This window comes from Sphingopyxis sp. USTB-05 (genome assembly GCF_023822045.1).
Taxonomy (GTDB): Bacteria; Pseudomonadota; Alphaproteobacteria; order Sphingomonadales; family Sphingomonadaceae; genus Sphingopyxis.
On the sequence record NZ_CP084712.1, the window covers coordinates 3,627,549 to 3,650,000 of the forward strand.

Here is a 22,452-nt window from a genome sequence, read left to right on the forward strand (position 1 = left end):
AATATATTTACGGTCGCAAGTTTGCGAACAATCCCTTGCGGTTGCGCGACACCGCTTTCCTATATGTCAGAACCGTGACACCGACGTAACACAGCGGTCATACAGCCCTGCCAGTGGCCCCCTCGACTCGTCGGGAGCCAACAGGACCCGGCGACATTCTCGCACTCCTCGGGGGACTTCATGCACCAGCTTCGTACTGTCCGTTCGCGCATCCTGCTCGGCACCTGCCTTTCACTCGCCGCGGCGCTTCCGACCGCCGCCTTTGCGTCCGACATCGTCGGGACCGTCACCGACGCGACCGACACGCGCGCGCTCCAGAGCACCGAGCTGCGTCTTGTCGAACTTGGCCGGGTTGTCGAATCGGGCCGTGACGGCAGCTTCCGCTTCACCGACATTCCCGCAGGCACCTATACGCTCGAAGCGCGCTATAGCGGCGCCGAACCGCGCACGCAGGAAGTCGTCGTTCCCGAAACGGGCAGCGTTACCGCCAATGTCCTGCTCGGCACCGACGGTGCGATCCTGGTCGTCGGCCAGGCCGCAAATCTTGCCAGCAGCCTGTCGCGCCAGCGCGCCGCCGACGGCGTCGAAAGCGTTCTGACCCGCGACGGCATCGGCCAGTTTCCCGACCAGAATGTCGCCGAATCGCTGCGCCGCCTGCCGGGGGTGAATATCCTGAACGATCAAGGCGAAGGCCGCTTCGTCTCGGTCCGCGGGCTTGATCCCGAACTCAATGCCGCATCGATCAACGGCGCGCGCGTGCCGGCCCCCGAAAGCGATGTACGCTCGGTCGCGCTCGACGTTGTGCCGTCCGAACTGATCGAATCGATCGAGGTCAAGAAATCGCTCACCCCCGACATGGATGGCGACACGATCGGCGCCTCGATCGAGATCAACACGACGAGCGCCTTCGACCGCAAGAAGGACCTGTTCTCGGTCAAGCTGGAAGGCAGCTATAATGACTACGCCGATGCGGTGACCCCGAAGGGCAGCTTTGACTTCTCGACCCGCATCACCGATAATTTCGGCATCGCAGGCGGCATCAGCTATTATCAGCGCAAGTTCGAAACCGACAATATCGAAGCGGCAGACTGGGACGAGGTCGGCGGCATCGCCTTTGCCCGCGAACTTCAATATCGCGACTATGACGTCGAACGGAAGCGTCTCGGCGGCTCGCTCAGCCTCGACTGGCGCCCGAGCGACACGACCAAACTTTATGCCCGCGGTCTTTACAGCCGCTTTTCCGATCAGGAATATCGCGGCGACATCATCTTTATCCTCGACGAGGAACGCATCAACCCGGTGTCGGGCACTGCAACCAGCGCCAATTTCCTGAGCAACCAGCAGGGCGTCGAGCCCACGGACGAATCGCCGCGTATCGAAGTGCGCCGCCGCATGAAGGACCGCTTCGAAAAGCAGCAGATCGGCTCGCTCGTCGTCGGCGGCGAAACCGAAACCGGCCCGTGGAAACTGACCTATTCGGGCAGCTATTCAAAGGCTACCGAGCGGGAAAATGGCTCGGTCGATCCGACGCGCTTCCGCGCGCGCTTCGCGGGTTCGGGCGCCAACCAGGTCGGCGTGAATTTCGACTATTCGGATCCCCGCCGCCCCGCCTTCACGATCACCGGCAACACCGCATTGTTCAACAATCCGGCGAGCTATGGCTTCAACGAACTTGAATTGACCGACCTGTCCGATTCGAAGGATCGCGAATGGGGCGTGCGGGGCGACGTGGCGCGCGAGTTCGCAATGGATGCAGGCACCTTCACGCTGCAAGGCGGCGTCAAGTCGCGCTGGCGCAAGAAATCCTACGACTTGGATGCGCTTGTCTATGACGGATATGACGGCACCTACACGCTCGCCGACGTGCTGGGCAGCGGCTATAATTACCGTATCCAGGACCTCGGCCCGCTTCCGGGCAAAACGTCGCCGAGCGATTTCTACAATAACAACACCGACTCGTTCGAGCTGAACGACGCCGACACGATCATCAACTCGGCCTCGTCGGACTATTCGATCAAGGAAGATGTGCTTGCAGGCTATGTCCTCGGCCGCTTCGACGGCAGCGCGGTACGCGTGGTCGGCGGTGTCCGCTTCGAGCGCACCTATAATGATATCCGCGCCTTCGCGACCAACGAGGACACGCTCGATGTCACCCCGAACCGTTCGACGCGCAGCTACACCGACTGGCTGCCCAGCCTGACGCTGCGTTTCGAGCCCGCCCAGAATCTTGTCCTGCGCCTCGCCGGCTACAAGAATCTGGTGCGTCCGAAACTGTCGAACCTCGCGCCGCGCGTTTTGGTGAACGAGGATCTGGACGCCGAGTTCGGCAACCCGAACCTCAAGCCCTATCGCGCCTGGAACATCGACGCATCGGCCGAATATTATTTCGGCAATAATTCGGCGATCACCGCCGGGGTGTTCTGGAAGTCGATCGATGATTTCATCGTCGAGGTGACCGACAATACGCCGGGCGAGATCCTTGGCATCGATTATGAACGCGCGACGACCTTCACCAATGGCGAGACCGCCAAGGTCAAGGGGATCGAGCTGAGCTTTGCCCAGCGCTTTACCTTCCTGCCCTCGCCGCTCGACGGCTTGCTGCTCAACGCGAACTATACCTTCACCGATGCGAAGGGCACGGTGTTCGCCGGTGACGACCTGACCGATCCGCGCCGCATCAACCTGCCCGCTTCGTCGAAGCACACGTTCAACGTCGTGCTGGGTTATGAGAAGGGTCCGATCTCGCTGCGCGCGGCGGGCACCTATCGCGATAAATATCTGGACGAACTGGGCGGCGGCGCCGACGAGGACCGCTACATCGATCAGCATTTCCAGCTAGACCTGTCGGCAAAGTTCCGCGTCACCAACAATGTCCGGCTGTTCGCCGAATGGGTTAACGTCACCGACGCGCCCTATTTCGCCTATCAGAACTTCGAAGGCGCCAAGCGCATCCTGCAATATGAAAAATATAGCTGGACCGCGAAATTCGGCGTTTCGGCCAACTTCTGACGACGGACATCAAGGGTAGACATGACGATGATGAACAAGCGGCCCCTTGGCCTGTCGCTGCTCGCGGCGACGTTGCTATCGGCGGGCGCCCTGCCCGCCGCGGCGACCGAGCCCGCGTTCAAGATCGTCACGCAGACGGAGGATGGCGCGCCCATCCCCCGTTCCGCGGGCCTTCCCTACGCGCCGAAAAACCTTCCCGACCGCATCGTTCTCACGCCCGGGGCCGATCCCGCGCGCGAGATGGCGGTCGCCTTTCGCACCGACACCGCGCAGGCCGAGTCCCAGGCCCAGATCGCGGTGTCGGTCGATGGGCCCACGCTCGGCGAAAAGGCACGGCTCGTCACCGGCAAGGCGATGCCGGTCGATAGCAGCTATGGCCCCTCGCTCTATCATCAGGTCCGTTTCACCGGCCTCTCCCCCGACACCGTCTATGCCTATCGCGTCAAAGGGGCTGCGGGCTGGAGCGAATGGCATCAGTTCCGCACCGCCGCCGCGGAGGCAAAGCCCTTCCGCTTCCTTTATCTGGGCGACATCCAGAACGGCATATTGACCTATGCCAGCCGCGTGATCCGGCAGGCCTTTCTTGCCAATGGCGATATCCGTCTCGTCGCGCATGCCGGCGACCTTGTCGGCCAGCGCGACGACCTGGACCATGACGACGAATGGGGCGAGTGGAACCAGGCGGGCGGCTATAATTATGCGAGCGTCCCGCAGGTGCCTGCAACGGGCAACCATGAATATGTCGACGTGCTGAAAGCGGACGGCAGCGAAAGCCGCCGGCTCGGCCCCTATTGGCCAGCCCAGTTCGCGCTGCCGTCGAACGGCACCGATCCGGTCAAGGCCACGACCTATTACACCGATTATCAGGGCGTACGTTTCATCATCCTCGACGGCACCGCCGCGATCGACCTCGGTTCGATGCAGGCGCAGACCGATTGGCTCGACAAGACGCTGGCGTCGAGCAAGGCGAACTGGAACGTCGTGCTGTTCCATCAGCCGGTCTTCACCTGCGCGCGCCCGAACGACACCGCCGAGATCAAGGCGGCGTGGAAGCCGGTGTTCGAAAAGCGCAAGGTCGATCTGGTGCTGCAGGGGCACGATCATTGCTATAGCCGTTTGACGGGCGAAGCCGGGCGCGATGCGAATGCAAAGGCACGCGCCGACGGCAGCATCCAGGGGCCGGTCTATCTTGTGTCGGTGACGGGATCGAAAATGTATCGGCTCAACGATCGCACGCCCTGGCAGCCCGATAAGATCGCCGAGGCGACCGAACTCTACCAGATCGTCGACGTCGAGCCGAAGACGCTCAAGTTCCGGACCTTCACCGCCTCCGGAAAGCTTTACGACGGCTTCGACCTCGAACGCACCGCGCAGGGCAACCGCCTCCGTGAACTCGCCGAACCGACGCTTGCCGCGCGGCGCTGCACGGGCGATGTCGGCCCGGACGGCGGTGTGTGCGTCGCATCGGGCAAATGAAGAACCAACGCTTGGGGGATATAATGGTCAGTCGCTGGAAATTGCTCGGAGCTGCGGCGCTCGTATGGACGCTTGCCGGATGCGCTGCGAGCGGGCCCGTCATCACTGGTCTGCCGCCGGTGCAGGTTACCGCCAGCGCTGAGACCGCGCCCGTCGGCACGGGCAAGGCCGACGCGGCGGACGATCCGGCAATCTGGATCGATCCCGCCAATCCGAACCGCGCGCTGATCGTCGCGACCGACAAAAAGGCGGGGCTTCACGTCTATGACCTTTCGGGCAAGGATATCGCCTTTACCCAGGCCGGCCTCGTCAACAATGCCGATGTCGCGGGCAACATCATCGTTGCGAGCGATCGCAACGACGGAGTGAACGCGCATCTGGCGGTGTTCCGGCTCGACGCGGACAAGCCGGCGATCGTCTCGCTCGGCCGCGCGGCGGCGGGCACCGGCGAAGCCTATGGCCTGTGCCTCAAAAAGACCGCGCCGGGTGCGCCGATCACCGCGGCGCTGATCGTCAAGGACGGCACGGTGCGCGTCGGCACGCTCGCAGTCGATGACACGCCGAGCTTTACCGTTCAGTGGGAATATAAGATTCCGACCCAGTCCGAAGGCTGCGTCTTCGACGGCGACACGCTGTATGTCGGCGAAGAAGACGCCGGCATCTGGGAATTGAAGCCCAGTGGCACCACCGCGATCGCACGCATCGTCGCACCGGTCGACAATCAGCGGCTCGTTGCCGATGTCGAAGGCCTTGCGACGATCGATCACAAGGGCCAGCGCTACCTTCTCGCATCGAGCCAGGGCGACAATGCCTATGCGGTCTTCCGGCTGCCGTCGGTCGAGTATGTCGGCCGCTTTGCGGTCGCCGCAGGGACATTTGGCGCGACGAGCGAGACCGACGGGATCGAGGCGGTCGCCGGCAATTTCGGCCCCGCCTTCCCCGATGGCATCTTCCTGGCCCAGGACGGCGACAATGCCCCCAAGGCCCAGAACTTCAAACTGGTGCGCTGGGACCAGATCGCGGCGGCGATGGGGCTTTAACGCATTCGCGCAGAGGAATAGGAGTTCACGCGGAGACGCGGAGACTTCAACCCCGCTGCCAGCCCAAAGCCATGTCCGATAGCCCCCTCCGGCCTTCGCGGGGCAACGATACTTGCTCTTGGGGGATGACCCGCCTAGGGGGGCCGCGTCATCCCATCGCCAGCCGAGGCCTTCCCCAATGACCGACCTGATTCCCGTCCGCCGCGCCCTTCTGTCCGTCAGCGACAAGGCGGGGCTCGCCGATCTTGCCGCCGCGCTTGTCCGCCACGGGGTCGAACTGGTGTCGACCGGCGGCACCGCCAAGGCGCTGCGCGAGGCCGGCCACACGGTCCTCGACGTGTCCGACCTCACCGGCTTTCCCGAGATGATGGATGGCCGCGTGAAGACGCTGCACCCGACGGTTCACGGCGGCATCCTCGCGGTGCGCGACGACGCGGCGCATGTCGCTTCGATGGAAGAACATGGCATCGGGGCGATCGATCTGGTCGTCGTCAACCTCTACCCCTTCGCCGCGACCGTCGCGAAAGGCGCGGCGCGTGACGAGATCATCGAGAATATCGACATCGGCGGCCCCGCCATGGTCCGCTCTTCGGCGAAGAACCATGCCTTTGTCGGCATCGTCACCGAACCCGAGGATTATGCCGCCGTAATCGCCGAGATGGACGCCAATGACGGCGCCACGACGCTGGCGCTCCGCAAGCGCCTTGCCGCGACCGCCTTCGCGCACACCGCGACCTATGACGGGATGATCGCAAGTTGGTTCGCCTTTGCCGACCAGGGCAAGATGTTCCCCGACACGCTACCGCTGACCGCCAAGCTGTCGGCCGAACTGCGTTACGGCGAGAATCCGCACCAAAAGGCGGCGCTCTACCTTCCCGCCGGCCCGGCCGCGCGCGGGATTGCGCAGGCCGAACAGGTGCAGGGCAAGGAACTCAGCTATAATAATATCAACGACGCCGACGCCGCGCTCGAACTCGTCGCCGAATTTCGCGAGGCCGACCCGACCTGCGTGATCGTCAAGCATGCCAACCCGTGCGGCGTCGCGACCGCCGCGACGATCGCGGAAGCCTATGACGCGGCGCTGAAATGCGACGATGTGTCGGCGTTCGGCGGCATCATCGCGGTCAACCGTCCGCTCGACGGCGCGACTGCCGAACTCATCAGCGGCATCTTCACCGAAGTCGTTTGTGCGCCCGACGCCGACGCCGACGCGCGCGCCGTATTCGCGAAGAAAAAGAATCTCCGCCTGCTGCTAACGGGCGAACTGCCCGATCCCGCACGCGGCGGGCTGATGCTCAAGACGATCGCGGGTGGATGGCTCGCGCAGAGCCGCGACAATGGCCGCATCACGCGCGCCGACCTGAAGGTCGTCACCGACCGCGCGCCGACCGAGGAAGAACTGACCGACGCACTCTTTGCCTGGACCGTCGCGAAGCACGTCAAATCGAACGCCATCGTTTATGCGAAGGGCGGGTCTACGGCGGGCATCGGCGCGGGTCAGATGAACCGCCGCGACAGCGCGCGCATCGCCGCGGTGAAAGCACGCGAAGCGGCCGATAGCCACGGCTGGTCCGAAGCTCGCACCGTCGGCAGCGCAGTGGCGAGCGATGCCTTCTTCCCCTTTGCCGACGGGCTGCTCGCTGCTGTCGAGGCCGGCGCGACCTGCGTCATCCAGCCGGGCGGCTCGATCCGCGACGATGAGGTGATTGCGGCGGCGAACGACGCCGGGCTTGCGATGGTCTTCACGGGCATGCGCCACTTCCGGCATTGATCGGAAGATAAGCGTCGCCCCCACGAAGGCGGAGGCCGTTCTCGGCCTTGTGCCGCAATGGCGGTGTAATCCGCCAGTGGCCTCCGCCTTCGCGGGGCGAGGGATATCGGCTTTATTTAACCGCGCCCGGACGGCATAGCAGGCCTGTGGTCATCATGGCCCCGCGCAAAGGAACAGCATGACTGCCACAACCCATCGGCCCGGTTTCATTACCCGCATGTATAACTGGACGATGGAGAAATCGGCGCATCCGCACGCCGAATTCTGGCTGGCGCTGGTCGCGTTCGTCGAGGCGAGCTTTTTCCCGATCCCGCCGCACCCGTTGCTCGGGCTGATGTGCCTCGCCAATCCGAAAAAGGCGGTGCGTTATGCGATCATCTGTACGCTTGCGTCGGTTGCGGGCGGCATCCTTGGCTACGGGATCGGCTTCTTCCTGTACGAAAGCGTCGGCTTGTGGCTGCTCGGGGTGCTCGGGCTGACCGACGCCTTTCCGCCAGCCGCCTGCTATTTGCGCGAATTCGGCGCCGAGATCATCCTGATCAAGGGTGCAACGCCCATTCCGTTCAAGCTGCTGACGATCACCGCCGGCTTCATCCACATGAATTTCTGGACGTTCCTGTGGGCCAGCCTCGCCAGCCGCGCCTTTTCCTTCATGCTTGTCGGCATATTGTTCCGGCTGTTCGGGGCGCCGATCAAGGCGTTCATCGACAAATATCTGATCTGGGTCACCGGCGCGTTTCTGGTCGCCGTGGTCGCGGGCTTCCTCGCGATCGGCGCGCTGTCGGGCGACGGCAAGACGAAGGAAGCCGACAAATGCAGCGGCGCGACGCTGGAAAGCATCGGGCTGGACCGGAAGTAGCCACGCGGCGCGATGCAACCTGTTCGCGCGCCATGGATTGAAGACGGGTCGCTCCTGCCGCGATAGGGAGCCGCTTTCATGCCGATCCAAGCCTCGGTCACCCATCATCGCGATTTGCGCACCGGCCAGTCGATCTGGTCGGCGCGGCGGCGCCCAGTGGTGCCGACGCACGCATTGACCCGAACCGTCCGCTGCGACGTGACGATCATCGGTGCGGGGATATCGGGGGCGCTGATTGCCGAAACCTTGTCGGAGGCCGGATTGCAGGTCGTGGTGGTTGACCGTCGCCGACCGATGGACGGGTCGACCGCGGCGTCGACGGCTATGCTGCAATATGAAATCGACACCCCTTTGTCGTTGCTGTCGCAGCAAATCGGCCGCGACCGCGCCGAGCGTCTGTGGCGGCGGTCGCGTCAGGCGGTCGACGCGCTGCGCGAGCGCACCGAGCGGCTGGGGATGAAAGTCGATGCCGCGACGCGCGGTTCGATCTATCTGCATGGCAATGTGCTCGATGCGGAGGGGCTGGCGCGCGAAGCCGATGCGCGGCGGCGCGCGGGCTTTGAAGTCGAACTGCTGAAACCCGCAGCGGTGCTCGATCGCTATGGCATTGCCGGTCGGCACGCGATCATCGGCTTTGGCAATTACACCGCTGATCCGCGCCAGCTGACCGCCGCTTATCTGAATATGGCAATCGGTCGCGGCGCGCGAATTTATAGCCCCGTCGATATTTGCGACGTGTCGCCCGGCGCGAGCGGGGTGACGATTACCAGCGCCGAAGGGCATGAAATCCACGCGCAAAATCTGGTTGTCGCGACGGGTTATGAGATGTTGAAGGGCGTCCCGCGCAAAGGGAACAAGATCATCTCAAGCTGGTCGATCGCGACCAAAGCGCAGCCGCGTGCGATCTGGCCAACGGCGGCGATGATATGGGAAGCGGCGGACCCCTATCTCTATATTCGCACGACGCCGCGCGGCGAAGTCATCTGCGGCGGCGAAGACGAAGAGATCAGCGATGCCGGCGAACGCGATGCCAAAATCGCCGACAAGGCGCGGACCTTGTCGCGCAAGCTCGCGGCGCTGCTGCCGATGATCGACGCCACTCCGGTTCATGCCTGGGCGGGCAGTTTCGGCGACAGCAAGACGGGCACGCCGACGATCGGCCGAATTCCCAGGATGCCGAACTGCTATGCCGCGATGGGTTATGGCGGGAACGGCATCACCTTTTCGATGATGGCCGCGCAAATGCTGCGCGGGCTGATCAGCGGCGACGGCGATCCCGACGCCGATCTGGTCAGCTTCTCGCGCAAATTCTGAGCCGGCGCGCTTACTCGTTCGCCGCGGTGTGCAGCCAGTCGGCGTGGCGCGGGGCCTTCTTCGTCTGGCTCCATTCGTCGAGCATCAACGGCGCGACGCGTTTCAGCTCGGCATATTGTTCGGCGGTGCCGATGTCGCATGCCAGCTCGACGCGGTGGCCGTTGGGGTCAAAGAAATAGATCGACTTGAAAATGCCGTGGTGCGTCGGACCGAGGACATCGACGCCCTCGGCTTCGAGATGCGCCTTTGCCGCGACCAGTTCGTCGAAGCTGCCGACCTTGAACGCAACATGCTGCACCCACGCTGGCGTATTCTCGTCGCGGCCCATGACGGGCTGGTTCGGCAGCTCGAAAAAGGCAAGAATGTTGCCGTTCCCCGCGTCGAGAAAGACATGCATATAGGGGTCATATTCGCCGGTCGACGGCACATGATCCTCGGCAAAGGCGGTGGTGTACGTCATGCCGAGCATGCGCTCGTACCAGTCGACCGTTTCCTTCGCATCCTTGCAGCGATAGGCGGCGTGGTGGACGCCGCCCAATTTGATCGGGCTCGTCATTCGGCGGGTTCCTCGACATTCAATGCACCGCGGCGAATCTGGTCCATTTCCATCGATTTGAACAGCGCGGTGAAATTGCCCTCGCCGAACCCTTCATCCTTCTTGCGCTGGATGAATTCGAAGAAGACGGGGCCGATCACGGTCTGGCCGAAAATCTGGAGCAGCAGGCGCGGATCGCCTTCGGTGGTCGAACCGTCGAGCAGGATACCGCGCGACTGAAGCCCCTCGACCGACTCGCCATGACCCGGAAGACGCTCTTCGAGCATCTCGTAATAGGTTGCCGGCGGCGCGGGCGCGAAGGGATTGCCGAGCGCCTTCAGCTTGTCCCACGCCGCGTAGAGATCGTCGCAGCTGAACGCGATATGCTGAATGCCTTCGCCATTATAGGCGCGCAGATATTCCTCGATCTGGCCCTTGCCGCCCGCACCCTCTTCGTTGAGCGGGATGCGGATCTTGCCGTCGGGGGCGGTCATCGCCTTTGACGTCAGGCCGGTATATTCGCCCTTGATGTCGAAATAACGGATCTCGCGGAAGCCCGCGATCCGCTCATAGAACGCCGCCCAATGCGCCATGCGGCCGCCATAGACATTGTGCGTCAGGTGATCGATGAGCTGCATTCCCGCGCCGACCGGGTGGCGATCGACTCCCTCTTCATACACGAAATCGATGTCGTAGATGCTGAGGTCGTCGCCATAACGGTCGATTAGATAGATGATCGAACCGCCGATGCCGCGGATCGCGGGCAGGCGCAATTCCATCGGGCCGGGGTTGACCTCGACCGGCTCGGCGCCGCGTTCGACGGCCACAGCATAAGCCATGGCCGCATCCCGAACCCGCCACCCCATCCCACAGGCTGAGGGGCCATGTTCGGCAGCGAAGTAGGCGGCGGGCGATTTGGGCTCATAATTGGCAATCAGGTTGATGCCGCCCTGGCGCCACAATTGCACGTCCTTCGAGCGGTGGCGCGCAATCAGCGTGAAGCCCATCGCTTCAAACACAGGCTCAAGAATGCCCTTTTCGGGCGCCGAAAACTCAACGAATTCGAAGCCGTCGAGGCCCAGCGGATTGTCGAAAAGGTCGGCCATGTCGCATTCCCATCTAGTTTCAATTGAAACTATTATGATGGAATGCAGGCGGGGAGTCAATGTGCCAGACTCGTCGCCCCCGCGAAGGCGGGGGCCGTAATCGTCCTGGCACTTCGCCGCTGCGCAAACCTTCAGCGGCCCCCGCCTTCGCGGGGGCGACGGATCGAATTATGCCGCCGCCTCAAACGCCTCCAGCGCTTCGCTGGCCTTTACCCAGCGCGCTTCGGCGGCTTCCTGCGCGGCAACGATCTTGCCGCGGCGCTGCGACAATTCGCTCATCGTCAGCCCGGCATATTCGTTGCTCGCACCCTGCGGGTCGAACATCGCGCGGTCGATCGCGGACAGCACGACCTGATATTTGGCCAGGTCGGCTTCGGCGTCCGAGACCTCCTTCCTGACTTTCGCCGCGGCCTCGCGCGCTGCAGCGGCCGCCTTGCGGTCTTCCTTCTTGTCCGCCTTCGAGGCCTTTTCCTTCGACGGACCCTTGCCGAGGATCAGGTCGACATAATCGTCCATGCTGCCCGAATATTCGCGCGCGGTGCCGTCGTCGACGAGTACGAGCCGGTCGGCGGTAAGTTCGAGCATGTGTCGATCGTGGCTGACGAGCACTACCGCGCCGTCGAAGGCATTGAGAGCCTGCACCAGCGCTTCGCGCGCATCGACGTCAAGGTGGTTGGTCGGTTCGTCGAGGATCAGCAGGTGCGGCGCGTCGCGTGTGATGAGCGCGAGCGCGAGCCGCGCACGCTCGCCGCCCGACAGCTTGGCGACCTGCGTCGTCGCCTTGTTGCCCGAAAAACCGAAGCGGCCAAGCTGCGCACGGATCGCTGCTTGTGTCTTGCCCTCCATCACGCGCGTCATATGCGCGAGCGGAGTGTCGCTGCCGTCGAGTTCCTCGACCTGATATTGCGTGAAATAGCCGACGCGCATCTTGCCCGATGCTGCCATCGCTCCCGCCATAGGCGTCAACTGTGCTGCGAGCAGCCGTGCGAGCGTCGTCTTGCCATTGCCGTTGCGGCCGAGCAGTGCGATGCGGTCGTCAGGATCGATGCGCAGATTCAGACGCTGCAGCACCGGGCGTTCGGCGTAGCCCACGCTCGCGAGGTCGAGCGTGATTAGCGGCGGCTTCAATTCGTCCGGGCTCGGGAAATCGAACGCAAGTGTCTGGTCTTCGGCAAGTGCGGCGATCGGCTGCATCTTGGCGAGCAGCTTCGCGCGTGACTGCGCCTGCTTCGCGGTCGACGCGCGCGCGCTGTTGCGCGCGATATAATCCTGAAGCTTGGCGCGCTGCGCATCCTGCGACGCCTTCGCCGCGGCGAGCTGCGCCGCTCGTTCGGCGCGCTGGCGCTCGAACGCGTCATAACCGCCCGCGTAAAGCGTGACCTTGCCGCCCTCGAGATGTAGGATATTGTCGACGACATTGTTGAGCAGGTCGCGTTCGTGGCTGATAACGACGAGCTGCCCCGGATAGGCGCGCAGGAAATTTTCCAGCCACAGCGTCGCTTCGAGGTCGAGGTGGTTCGACGGTTCGTCGAGCAATAGCAGATCGGGTTCGGAGAATAGCAACGCAGCGAGCGCGACGCGCATCTTCCACCCGCCTGAGAAGCTGTCGAGCGGCTGGCCCTGCATATCCTCGTCGAAACCGAGCCCGATCAGGATACGTGCGGCGCGCGCCGGCGCGGTATAGGCGTCGATCGCAATCAGCCGCTCATGAATGTCGCCGAGCTTGTCGGGATCCTGCTCGGTCTCCGACGCCGTCAGCAGTTCGGCGCGCTCGGTATCCGCGGCAAGGACGGTGTCGAACGGCGTCGCGGTGCCACTTGGTGCCTCCTGCGCTATATAGCCGACGCGCGTCTTGCGCGGCATGTCGATGCTGCCCTCGTCAGCTTCGAGCTGACCGATCATCACCTTCATCAGCGTCGATTTGCCCGCGCCGTTACGTCCGATCAGCCCGACGCGGCTTTTTGCCGGCAGGCTCGCAGTGGCGCGTTCCAGGATGGCGCGCCCGCCAAGGCGTACTGTGATTCCATTAATTGTCAGCATGGCCGCGCGCCTAGCATGTTCGGCGCGCCAGCCCAAGACCGGACTGGCGTTCGGCGCGACGCTGGGGCAAGCAGGCACCATGGCCGCACTTGCTCCCTTTCATATCGCCTTTCCCGTCGACGACTTGGGCGCCGCGCGCCATTTCTACGGCACCGTCCTCGGCTGCCCAGAAGGACGCAGCGCCCCGGACTGGATCGACTTCAATCTCTATGGCCATCAGATCGTCGCGCACCGCGTCGATACGCCGCGCGTCAGGGCCGCGCATAATCCGGTCGACGGGCATGATGTGCCAGTGCCGCATTTCGGCGTCGTGCTACCGCCCGCCGAGTGGCAGGCGCTCGCCGACCGATTGAAGGCAGCGGGGACCGATTTCGTAATCGAACCGCACACCCGCTTTCCGGGCCAGCCGGGCGAGCAATCGACGATGTTCTTTCACGATCCCGCAGGTAACGCGCTTGAGTTCAAGGCCTTCGCCGATCTGGACCAACTGTTCGCCAAATAGGCCTCAGTGCCCGCCGCCCATCGAAATCTGCTTTGGCCGCGGCGCGAACCACACCGATATCGCGGCAATCACGAAGACCACGCCCGATGCGAGGAACAGGTGCAGCACCCCGATCGTCGAGGCCTGCACTTCGACCAACCGCTCTATCGCGCCGCGCGCTTGTTCAAGCGTTAGGCCTGCATTCTGCAGCGAGGTCATCGTCGCTTCGGGATTGTTGAGCGAGGAGACAAGCTCTGACCGCGAGGTCCGACTCGCGTCGTCCCATGCGGTGGTCGCAATCGCGGTGCCGATCGCCCCGCACAGTGTGCGCAGGAAGCTCATCAAGCCCGCGGCGGAGGTCTGATGTTGCGCCGGCACCGAACTCAGCGCGAGCGCGGTCAGCCCGACGAAGAAGAAGGGCATGCCGATCCCCTGCAATATGTGTGGCAGCGCGAGCGTCCAATAGCCGACGTCGGCATTCCAGCTTGCGCGCAGGATCGACATCACCGCCATCCAGAGGATGCCCGCGGAGATGGTGATACGCACGTCGATTTTTGTGATCAGCCCCGCCGCGACCGGTGACAGCAGCACCGCGAACACGCCTAACCAGGCGACGATGAAGCCGGTCTCGGTCGCGGTATAACCCGCGACCTGCTGGAGCCATAAGGGCGTCAGCACGACTTGCGCGAAAAAGGCACCGAAGCCGAGTGAGATCGCCATCGTTGCGAAACTGAAGCCGCGGAAGCGGAAGATGCGCAGATTCACGACCGGATTGGCGTCGGTGAGTTCCCAGATCACGAACGCGGCAAAGCTGATTGCCGCGATGACAGCAAGCCCGACAATCCACGTCGAACCGAACCAGTCATGTTCGCGCCCGGTATCGAGCATGATCTGAAACGCCCCGACCGACACGACAAGCAAGATCAGGCCGATTACGTCGATGCGTGCCTTGGCGCGCTTCGTCTCGAACGGCGTCAGCAGGGTGAACACGCCGAACGCGCAGATCGCGACGACGGGTAGGTTGATGAAGAATATCCACGGCCAGGTCCAGTTATCGCTGATCGTGCCGCCGAGGATTGGGCCGAGGATCGGCGCCGTCGTTGTAGTCATCGCCCAGATCGCGAGGCCCACGCCCGCCTTTTCCTTGGGGAAGATTCGGAGCAGCAATATCTGCGACAGCGGCATCAGCGGACCGCCCGCGAGGCCCTGCAAAATGCGGAAAAGCACCAGCGCGTCGAGCGTTCGCGACACACCGCAGAGGAAAGAGAAGATGCCGAAGCCGATGATCGAGATCATGAACCAACGCACGGTCCCGAACCGCATCGCAAGCCAGCCGGTCAGCGGCACGCTGATCGCGTCTGCAACCGCATAGCTGGTAATCACCCATGTACCCTGCGTCGGCGAGACCGCGAGCCCGCCCGCGATATGCGGCACCGACACGTTCGCAATCGTCGTGTCCAGCACGACGACGAAATTGGCCAGCGCAAGTGCAAAGGCCGCGACGATCAGCCGCACGCCGGTGAGCGGCTGCGGTTCGGCGGGGATCACAGAGATAGAGTTGGCGGCGCTGGCCATCACTCAGTTCCCGCGCGTATCGATCGTGGCTTCCATCGACAGGCCGACGCGCAGCGGATGGGCCTTCAACTCTTTCGGATCAAGCGCGATGCGGACCGGCAGGCGTTGGACGACCTTGACCCAGTTACCGGTCGCATTCTGCGCGGGGATCAGCGAGAAGGCCGCGCCGGTGCCGCCGGCGATGCCGATCACCTTGCCGCGATAGACGACGTCGTCGCCATAATAGTCGGAGGTCAGTTCGACCGGCTGGCCGATCCGGATATCCCCGAACTGGCTTTCCTTGAAATTAGCGTCGACATAGGCCGTACTGATGGGGACGATCACCATGATCGGCGCGCCCGCGGCGATCCGCTGGCCCACCTGAACCTGCCGGTTGGTGACAATGCCGTCGACCGGCGCGCGCAGCACCGTACGCGCAAGATCAAGCTTTGCCTTCTCCAGCCTCGCTTCGGCGGCAGCGACATCGGGTGCGGTGTTGATCGTCGTACCGCGGACGACGGCTTCGGCGGCGCCCAGGTCACCGCTCGCCGATCCGCGCGTCGCCTCGGCGGAGGCAATTCCTGCTGCCGCGAGGTCGCGCGCGGCCGACGCCGACGCGAGCGCGGCGCGTGCGGAGGTCAGCTCTTCGCCCGAAACCGCGCCGGTTCCGGCGATGCTTTCGCGCCGGGCAAGCTCGGCGCGCGCGCGCTCGACCGTCGCATTGGCGTCGCGCAGCCGCGCCCGCGCCTGCGCAATATCGGCGCCACGCGCCGCGACGCGCGCGCGCGCCGCATCAGCATTGGCATCGGCCTGTCCGTAACGCTGGCGCGCGAGGCGGAGCGCCGCTTCGGCGTCGACGACTGCGATACGCTGATCGGCGTCGTCGAGGATGACGAGGATGTCGCCCTTCTTCACCGCCTGCGTCCCGCTGACGCGCACTTCCTTGACCGGGCCTGCGATAAGCGCGGTCACCTGCGCGGAGTCCGCGCCGACATAGGCATTGTCGGTATGCACTCGCCCCGCCTGTGTCAGGAAATACCATAGGCCCCACATAACCCCGATGGTCACGACCACGATCGCGAGGATGCGGAGCAGCTTTGTGCGCTTAGCGCCATTGCCTTCGGAGCTTGCGTCGGAAGAGGTTTCGGGAGCGGGGGTTGCGGCTGCAGCCGTTTCGTCGGCCATCATTCGTCTCCTGTCAGGTTGGGCGCGCGATATCCGCCGCCGAGCGCACGGATAAGGGCGACATCGAGCGAGAGCTGGCGCGCTTCGAGGTCGGCAACGGTGCGGCTCAATGCCACCATGCTATCCTCTGCAGTCAGCTGAACGATCTGGTTCGAGAGTCCGGCGCGGTAACGCAACCCGGCCAGCTTCGAAGCCTCGGCCGCCGCGGTCAGCGCATCACGCCGACCGACGAGTTGGCGCTCGGTTGCCGCGCGTTGTGCAACAAGATCGGCAACGTCGCGCAGCGCGCCGATCAGCGTTCGGTCATAGGTTGCGACTGCAGCGTCATAGTCGGCGCGCGATCCGCGATAACGGCCCTGCAGGCGTCCACCCTCAAAGATCGGTAGGCTGATCGCGGCACCGCCATTGCCATATTCGGAGCCCGATTTGAACAAGTTGGAGAGGCCGAGCGACTGAAGTCCGACGAGCGCAGACAGGCTGATATTGGGATAGAAATCGGCGCGCGCAACGTCGATGCGCTTCGCGGCGGCTTCTGACCGCAACCGCGCAGCGATGATATCGGGGCGGCGTCCGATCAGGTCGATCCCGGCATTCGCGGGCAGTCCCAGCAACGGCCGCGCCATTTGCGGTCGCGAGATCGACAGCCCCCGATCGGGGCCGGCGCCGACGAGCGCTGCGATCCGGTTACGCGTCGTAGCTATCACTTCTTCGAGCACCACGACGTCGGCGCGCGCCGAAGCCGCGCGGCTTTCGGCCTGCCGCTGACTCGCCTGATTTTCGATCCCGGCGCGCGCTCGCTCGCCCGACAGGTCCGCGCTTGCGGTGCGGACCCGCACCGCATCCTCTGCAACATCAAGCGCCTGATAATAGCCCGCAAGATCGGCATAGGCTGCGGCGATGCCGGTGGTGAGCATCAGCCGTGCCTGCGCCTCGTCGACGCGTGCGGCTTCGGCCTCGGACGTCGCCGCTGCGAGCGCTGCGCGATTTTTGCCCCACAGGTCAAGATCGAAGCTGAAGGTCGCGGCGATATGTCCGGTATCCTGGATGCCGTCGGGCACGAATTCGGGCGGAATGCCCATATTCTTGCTTTGCTGGACGCCGCCCGCGCTGCCCTCGGCGCCGACACGCGGCAACAGTGCAGCACCCGCCTGTTGCGCCATTGCATCCGCTGCGCGCGCGCGCGCCGCTGCGATCTCGACGTCGGGCGAACCGTTGAGCCCTTCGGCAATCAGCGCATCAAGTTGAGCGTCGCCAAAGCCCCGCCACCAACCCTCGGCGGGCCATTCGCCCTGCGTGGCACCAAAGGCGGTCGCCGACTCAAGCGCTTCGACAGCGGCAGGCGCGGGCTTCGGCCCAAGGTCGGGAACGGTGGCACAGCCCGCTAACAGGCTGAAAACAGCGGAGGAGAGAAAAATCGATCGGGGCATGGCTTCCAACGATACTAGCTGGTATCATGCGCCATTGGACCTCGGAGGATGCGTTGTCAATCGAAATGATACCAGCTAGTACGGCAGGCTTAGACGATGCCGCGACGATGCGCCGCAAGGCATTTGTCGATGCTGCGCGCGAGTTGTTTTTCGCAAACGGCTATGCCGGAACAACGATGTCGTCGATCGCGAGCAAAGTCGGAGGATCAAAGACGACGCTCTGGACCTATTTCCCGTCGAAAGAGGAACTCTTCGAAGCCGTAGTCGACGATATCGTCGAGCAATATGGCCAGACGCTTGCGATAGACTTGCCGCTCGACGAACCGGTGCTCGACGTGCTGCGGCGCTTCGGCAATCTGCTGATGACCAAATTGACCGCGACTCCGATCCTCTCGCTCTTTCGGCTCGTCGTCGGCGAGGCCGAGCGTTTCCCGCACCTTGCCGAAACCTTCTACGAGCGCGGCCCACGCCGGGGAAAGGCTCGCGCTGCGATATGGGTGGGGGAGAAAATGGTGCGCGGCGAGCTCAGGATGGGCGACCCAATGCGCGCGGTTCAGCAGTTCACCGGGCTTTGCCAATCGGGCATCTATCAGTTCGCGATGCTCAATCTTCCTGAAAGCCGCGACCTTTCTCGGCTTCAGGACGATGTCGACGCAGCGCTCGACACTTTCTATCGCGCGTGGCGACCGGAAAGCTGAGCCTTGGGGCGGTGGCTTGCCGCATCCGTCATCCTGTGCAATAGGCGCCGCCCCCGACCGGGTCTCCGATCACAGGAGCATGTCATGGACAAGGCGGCCGCGAGCGCGCTCGGCCTCGATTTCGGCACGACGAACAGCGTCGTTGCGCTGGCTGATGGCCAAGGTGGGACCAAGCTGGTGTCGTTCGGTGACAGCGGCGAGGCGGTGTTTCGCTCGGCGCTATGCTTCTGGGAAGAGGAACGCGGCTGGAACGGCATCGCGCATGAGGCGGGTCCTTGGGCGATCGACGAATATCTGCAATCGCCGCTCGACAGCCGCTTCATCCAGTCGTTCAAGAGCGTTGCTGCGAGCCCGCTGTTCGAACGCGCGATGATCTTCAATAAACCGTTCCGCTTCGAGGATATGGGCCGCCTTTTCCTCCAGCGCCTCGTCGCGCACGCCGGCGGCGCGCTCGACGAGCGGCCGCACCGCATTATCGTCGGCCGCCCGGTCGAATATGCCGGAGCCCGTCCCGAGCCCGACCTTGCGCGCCAACGCTATGACGCGATGCTTGCGGCGTTCGGCACTGAAATCTATTATGTCCACGAACCGCTCGGCGCCGCGCACAGCTATGCGTCGCGCCTGACCGAACCTGCGACGATCCTCGTCGCCGATTTCGGCGGCGGCACGACCGATTTTTCGATCGTCCGTGTTGCAGAGCCCGGGAGCCAGCGCCGTTGCGTGCCGCTTGCCTCATCCGGGATCGGGATCGCCGGTGACCGCTTTGATTATCGCATAGTCGACCGGCTGGTCCTGCCCCTTCTCGGCAAGGGGAGTAATTACAGGTCGTTCGACAAATCGCTCGAGATACCCGGCGGCTATTTCGCCGATTTCGGCGACTGGTCGCGGCTCGCGATGATGCGCAACCGGCGCACGCTTGACGACATCCGCCGCCTTCAGCGCGATGCCGAGCGGCCCGAGTTGATTGGCCGCATGATCGCGCTAATCGAGCATGAACAGGGATTCCCGCTCTATGACGCAGTGGGTAGGCTCAAACGGGCGCTATCGAGCGACGACAACGCGCAATTTCATTTCACCGGCGGCGGCATCGAGATTGGCGCCGATGTGCGGCGCTCCGATTTCGAGCAATGGATCGCCGATGACCTTCGCCGCATCGAGATAGCAATGGATCAAGCGATTGCCCGCGCGGGCACGGCGCCCGAAGGGATCGACCGCGTCTTCCTGACTGGAGGATCTTCGCTGATTCCGGCCATCCGCATGATATTCGCTCGCCGCTTCGGCGAGGAGCGTATCGCGACTGGTGGTGAACTTACCTCGATCGCCCACGGTCTTGCATTGATCGGCGAGGAATCCGATCCGGCCGAGTGGGCAGCATGATTGCTTTGCCGTTCGAAAAGGAACTTTAGGGCGTCGAACAGTTAAAACTGGCCACTTCAGACGCAAAAAAGCCCGCCTTCCAGAAGGAAAGGCGGGCTTTTTGTTGGTTGCGGGAGCAGGATTTGAACCTGCGACCTTCAGGTTATGAGCCTGACGAGCTACCGGGCTGCTCCATCCCGCGTCAACCAATCGCGATCGCCAGTCGGGACCGCAGAAACAGCAAAAGGCCGGCATCGCTGCCGGCCTCTAACTTTGTGAATGGGTTTCTTTCGACCATACGCCGGCCACAATGCCTGGCGACGTCCTACTCTTCCAGGGCTTGAGCCATAGTACCATCGGCGCTGTCAGGTTTCACGTCCGAGTTCGAGATGGGATCGGGTGGGTCACTGACGCCATGGTCACCAAGCAATGAAGCCGGCGTAGGTCAAAAGGGTTTCAATCGATGTCCGTGCAATACTGTCTGATCAATCATCCACTATCGAGGACAAACCGTTCAGGCTTGTCGTTGATGGCGGGACTCTTAAGTGCGAATAGAGCAATTAGTATCGGTTAGCTCCACGCGTTACCGCGCTTCTACATCCGATCTATCAACGTGGTGGTCTTCCACGGCTCTATGAAATCTTATCTTGAGGGAGGCTTCCCGCTTAGATGCTTTCAGCGGTTATCCCGTCCATACATAGCTACCCTGCTGCGCGGCTGGCGCCACGACAGGTACACCAGAGGTATGTTCAACCCGGTCCTCTCGTACTAGGGTCAACTCCTCTCAAATTTCGACGCCCACGGCAGATAGGGACCAAACTGTCTCACGACGTTCTGAACCCAGCTCACGTACCACTTTAATTGGCGAACAGCCAAACCCTTGGGACCTGCTCCAGCCCCAGGATGTGATGAGCCGACATCGAGGTGCCAAACGATTCCGTCGATATGAGCTCTTGGGAATCATCAGCCTGTTATCCCCGGCGTACCTTTTATCCGTTGAGCGATGGCCCTTCCACTCGGGACCACCGGATCACTATGACCGACTTTCGTCTCTGCTCGACTCGTCAGTCTCGCAGTCAGGCAGGCTTATGCCATTGCACTCTAACAGACGGTTTCCAACCGTCCTGAGCCTACCATCGCGCGCCTCCGTTACTCTTTAGGAGGCGACCGCCCCAGTCAAACTACCCGCCACAGAGGGTCCCTGATCCAGTTTCATGGATCGAGGTTAGACATCAGAAAACAACAGGGTGGTATTTCACCTATGGCTCCACGTCAGCTGGCGCCAACGCTTCAAAGCCTCCCACCTATGCTACACAGTTCTTTCCTAATGCCACTCTGAAGCTGCAGTAAAGGTGCACGGGGTCTTTCCGTCTAACCGCGGGTACTCCGCATCTTCACGGAGAATTCAATTTCGCTGAGCATCTCCTGGAGACAGTGGGGAAGTCGTTACGCCATTCGTGCAGGTCGGAACTTACCCGACAAGGAATTTCGCTACCTTAGGACCGTTATAGTTACGGCCGCCGTTTACCTGGGCTTCATTTCGCAGCTTGCACCACTCCACTTAACCTTCAGGCACCGGGCAGGCGTCAGGCCCTATACGTCGTCTTGAAGCCGACTTAGCAGAGCCCTGTGTTTTTGCTAAACAGTCGCTACCCCCTGGCCTGTGCCCCCCACAACTGGTTGCCCAGATGTGGGGCCTCCTTCTTCCGAAGGTACGGAGGCAATTTGCCGAGTTCCTTCAGGAGACTTCTCTCAAGCGCCTTGGTATACTCTACCATCCCACCTGTGTCGGTTTAGGGTACGGTCTATAATGGAGGGGCTATTTCCTGGAACCTCTTCAAAGCCTGACCAATCCAATAAGGTCAGACAATTTACGAGATCCGTCACACACCTCCAGGCCCACGAATATTAACGTGGTTCCCATCGACTACCCCCTTCGGGCTCGTCTTAGGGGCCGGCTTACCCTGCTCAGATTAGCTTTAAGCAGGAACCCTTGGGATTTCGGCGAGAGGGCATCTCACCCTCTTTATCGCTACTCATGTCAGCATTCGCACTTCCGATACCTCCACGACCCATTACCAGATCGCTTCATCAGCCTACGGAACGCTCCGCTACCGCGTGTATTGCTACACACCCTAAGCTTCGGTGCACGTCTTGAGCCCCGTTACATTTTCGCCGCAGGAACCCTTATTTAGACCAGTGAGCTGTTACGCTTTCTTTAAAGGATGGCTGCTTCTAAGCCAACCTCCTGGTTGTTTTGGGATTCCCACATGCTTTCCCACTTAGACGTGACTTGGGGACCTTAGCTGTAGGTCAGGGCTGTTTCCCTTTTGACGACGGACCTTAGCACCCGCCGTCTGTCTGCCGGATATTACTCATGGGTATTCGGAGTTTGGTTAGAATTGGTAGATCTCGCGACCCCCGCATCCATCCAGTGCTCTACCCCCCATGGTATTCATCCGACGCTCTACCTCAATAGATTTCGCGGAGAACCAGCTATTTCCCGGTTTGATTGGCCTTTCACCCCTAAACACAACTCATCCGACAATTTTTCAACATTGAACGGTTCGGTCCTCCAGTGCGTGTTACCGCACCTTCAAC

The 22,452-nt window shown here is 62.6% G+C and carries 15 protein-coding genes, 1 tRNA gene and 2 rRNA genes (1 of these 18 cut by a window edge); 9 read left to right on the forward strand and 9 right to left on the reverse strand.

Annotated elements, in window-relative coordinates:
* The first annotated feature begins 180 nt into the window (after nt 1-180).
* The 6 genes from KEC45_RS16925 (at nt 181) to KEC45_RS16950 (ending at nt 9,469) form a co-directional block, all read left to right on the forward strand.
* The gene (locus KEC45_RS16925; RefSeq protein WP_062176186.1) at nt 181-3,009 is read left to right on the forward strand and encodes a TonB-dependent receptor; all 2,829 of its coding nucleotides are present in this window, start codon (nt 181-183) and stop codon (nt 3,007-3,009) included.
* Nucleotides 3,010-3,030: 21 nt separating this feature from the next.
* Nucleotides 3,031-4,485 carry a metallophosphoesterase family protein gene (locus KEC45_RS16930; RefSeq protein WP_238586518.1) on the forward strand — a complete coding sequence of 485 codons (1,455 nt, stop codon included), beginning with the start codon at nt 3,031-3,033 and terminating at the stop codon, nt 4,483-4,485.
* A 23-nt stretch (nt 4,486-4,508) separates the two neighbouring features.
* Entirely contained in the window at nt 4,509-5,525 is a 1,017-nt protein-coding gene (locus tag KEC45_RS16935; protein WP_238586517.1) for a phytase, read from the forward strand.
* A gap of 178 nt (nt 5,526-5,703) precedes the next feature.
* A complete protein-coding gene (gene purH / locus KEC45_RS16940) occupies nt 5,704-7,296 on the forward strand; it encodes a bifunctional phosphoribosylaminoimidazolecarboxamide formyltransferase/IMP cyclohydrolase (RefSeq protein ID WP_062176183.1) in 1,593 nt (530 codons plus the stop codon).
* Nucleotides 7,297-7,474: 178 nt separating this feature from the next.
* Nucleotides 7,475-8,155 (forward strand): YqaA family protein, encoded by a 681-nt coding sequence (locus KEC45_RS16945; RefSeq protein ID WP_062176180.1) that lies wholly within the window; start codon nt 7,475-7,477, stop codon nt 8,153-8,155.
* Nucleotides 8,156-8,233: 78 nt separating this feature from the next.
* Complete coding sequence (locus KEC45_RS16950; protein ID WP_062176177.1) at nt 8,234-9,469, forward strand: FAD-binding oxidoreductase; 1,236 nt, start codon at nt 8,234-8,236, stop codon at nt 9,467-9,469.
* 10 nt (nt 9,470-9,479) lie between these two features.
* On the opposite strand, the gene KEC45_RS16955 is transcribed toward KEC45_RS16950, so the two are convergent.
* The 3 genes from KEC45_RS16955 to KEC45_RS16965 form a co-directional block, all read right to left on the reverse strand.
* Nucleotides 9,480-10,025 (reverse strand): VOC family protein, encoded by a 546-nt coding sequence (locus KEC45_RS16955; RefSeq protein WP_252171172.1) that lies wholly within the window; start codon nt 10,023-10,025, stop codon nt 9,480-9,482.
* Entirely contained in the window at nt 10,022-11,110 is a 1,089-nt protein-coding gene (gene hppD, locus KEC45_RS16960) for a 4-hydroxyphenylpyruvate dioxygenase (RefSeq protein ID WP_062176172.1), read from the reverse strand. The genes KEC45_RS16955 and hppD overlap by 4 nt, the downstream gene beginning before the upstream one ends.
* A 168-nt stretch (nt 11,111-11,278) precedes the next feature.
* Nucleotides 11,279-13,150, reverse strand: a complete 1,872-nt coding sequence (locus KEC45_RS16965) for an ABC-F family ATP-binding cassette domain-containing protein (protein ID WP_062176169.1) — start codon at nt 13,148-13,150, stop codon at nt 11,279-11,281.
* Nucleotides 13,151-13,229: 79 nt separating this feature from the next.
* On the opposite strand from KEC45_RS16965, the gene KEC45_RS16970 reads away from it, so the two are divergent.
* Entirely contained in the window at nt 13,230-13,652 is a 423-nt protein-coding gene (locus tag KEC45_RS16970; protein ID WP_062183249.1) for a VOC family protein, read from the forward strand.
* A gap of 3 nt (nt 13,653-13,655) precedes the next feature.
* On the opposite strand, the gene KEC45_RS16975 is transcribed toward KEC45_RS16970, so the two are convergent.
* From KEC45_RS16975 to KEC45_RS16985, 3 genes are read right to left on the reverse strand one after another with little or no spacing between them, the layout of a single operon-like run.
* Entirely contained in the window at nt 13,656-15,206 is a 1,551-nt protein-coding gene (locus KEC45_RS16975) for a DHA2 family efflux MFS transporter permease subunit (protein ID WP_062176166.1), read from the reverse strand.
* Nucleotides 15,207-15,209: 3 nt separating this feature from the next.
* Nucleotides 15,210-16,373, reverse strand: coding sequence for an HlyD family efflux transporter periplasmic adaptor subunit (locus KEC45_RS16980; RefSeq protein WP_062176162.1), 1,164 nt, complete (start codon nt 16,371-16,373; stop codon nt 15,210-15,212).
* Entirely contained in the window at nt 16,370-17,797 is a 1,428-nt protein-coding gene (locus KEC45_RS16985; RefSeq protein ID WP_062176159.1) for an efflux transporter outer membrane subunit, read from the reverse strand. The genes KEC45_RS16980 and KEC45_RS16985 overlap by 4 nt, the downstream gene beginning before the upstream one ends.
* A 107-nt stretch (nt 17,798-17,904) precedes the next feature.
* On the opposite strand from KEC45_RS16985, the gene KEC45_RS16990 reads away from it, so the two are divergent.
* Complete coding sequence (locus KEC45_RS16990) at nt 17,905-18,495, forward strand: TetR/AcrR family transcriptional regulator (RefSeq protein WP_238586516.1); 591 nt, start codon at nt 17,905-17,907, stop codon at nt 18,493-18,495.
* 84 nt (nt 18,496-18,579) lie between these two features.
* A complete protein-coding gene (locus KEC45_RS16995) occupies nt 18,580-19,872 on the forward strand; it encodes an Hsp70 family protein (protein WP_062176156.1) in 1,293 nt (430 codons plus the stop codon).
* Nucleotides 19,873-19,976: 104 nt separating this feature from the next.
* Here the strand turns inward: KEC45_RS16995 and KEC45_RS17000 are convergent.
* The 3 genes from KEC45_RS17000 to KEC45_RS17010 form a co-directional block, all read right to left on the reverse strand.
* Nucleotides 19,977-20,053 (reverse strand) — tRNA-Met (locus tag KEC45_RS17000).
* A gap of 110 nt (nt 20,054-20,163) precedes the next feature.
* Nucleotides 20,164-20,278 (reverse strand): 5S ribosomal RNA (rrf, locus tag KEC45_RS17005).
* A gap of 114 nt (nt 20,279-20,392) precedes the next feature.
* Nucleotides 20,393-22,452: ribosomal RNA gene (locus tag KEC45_RS17010) — 23S ribosomal RNA — on the reverse strand; it runs 731 nt beyond the window's last position.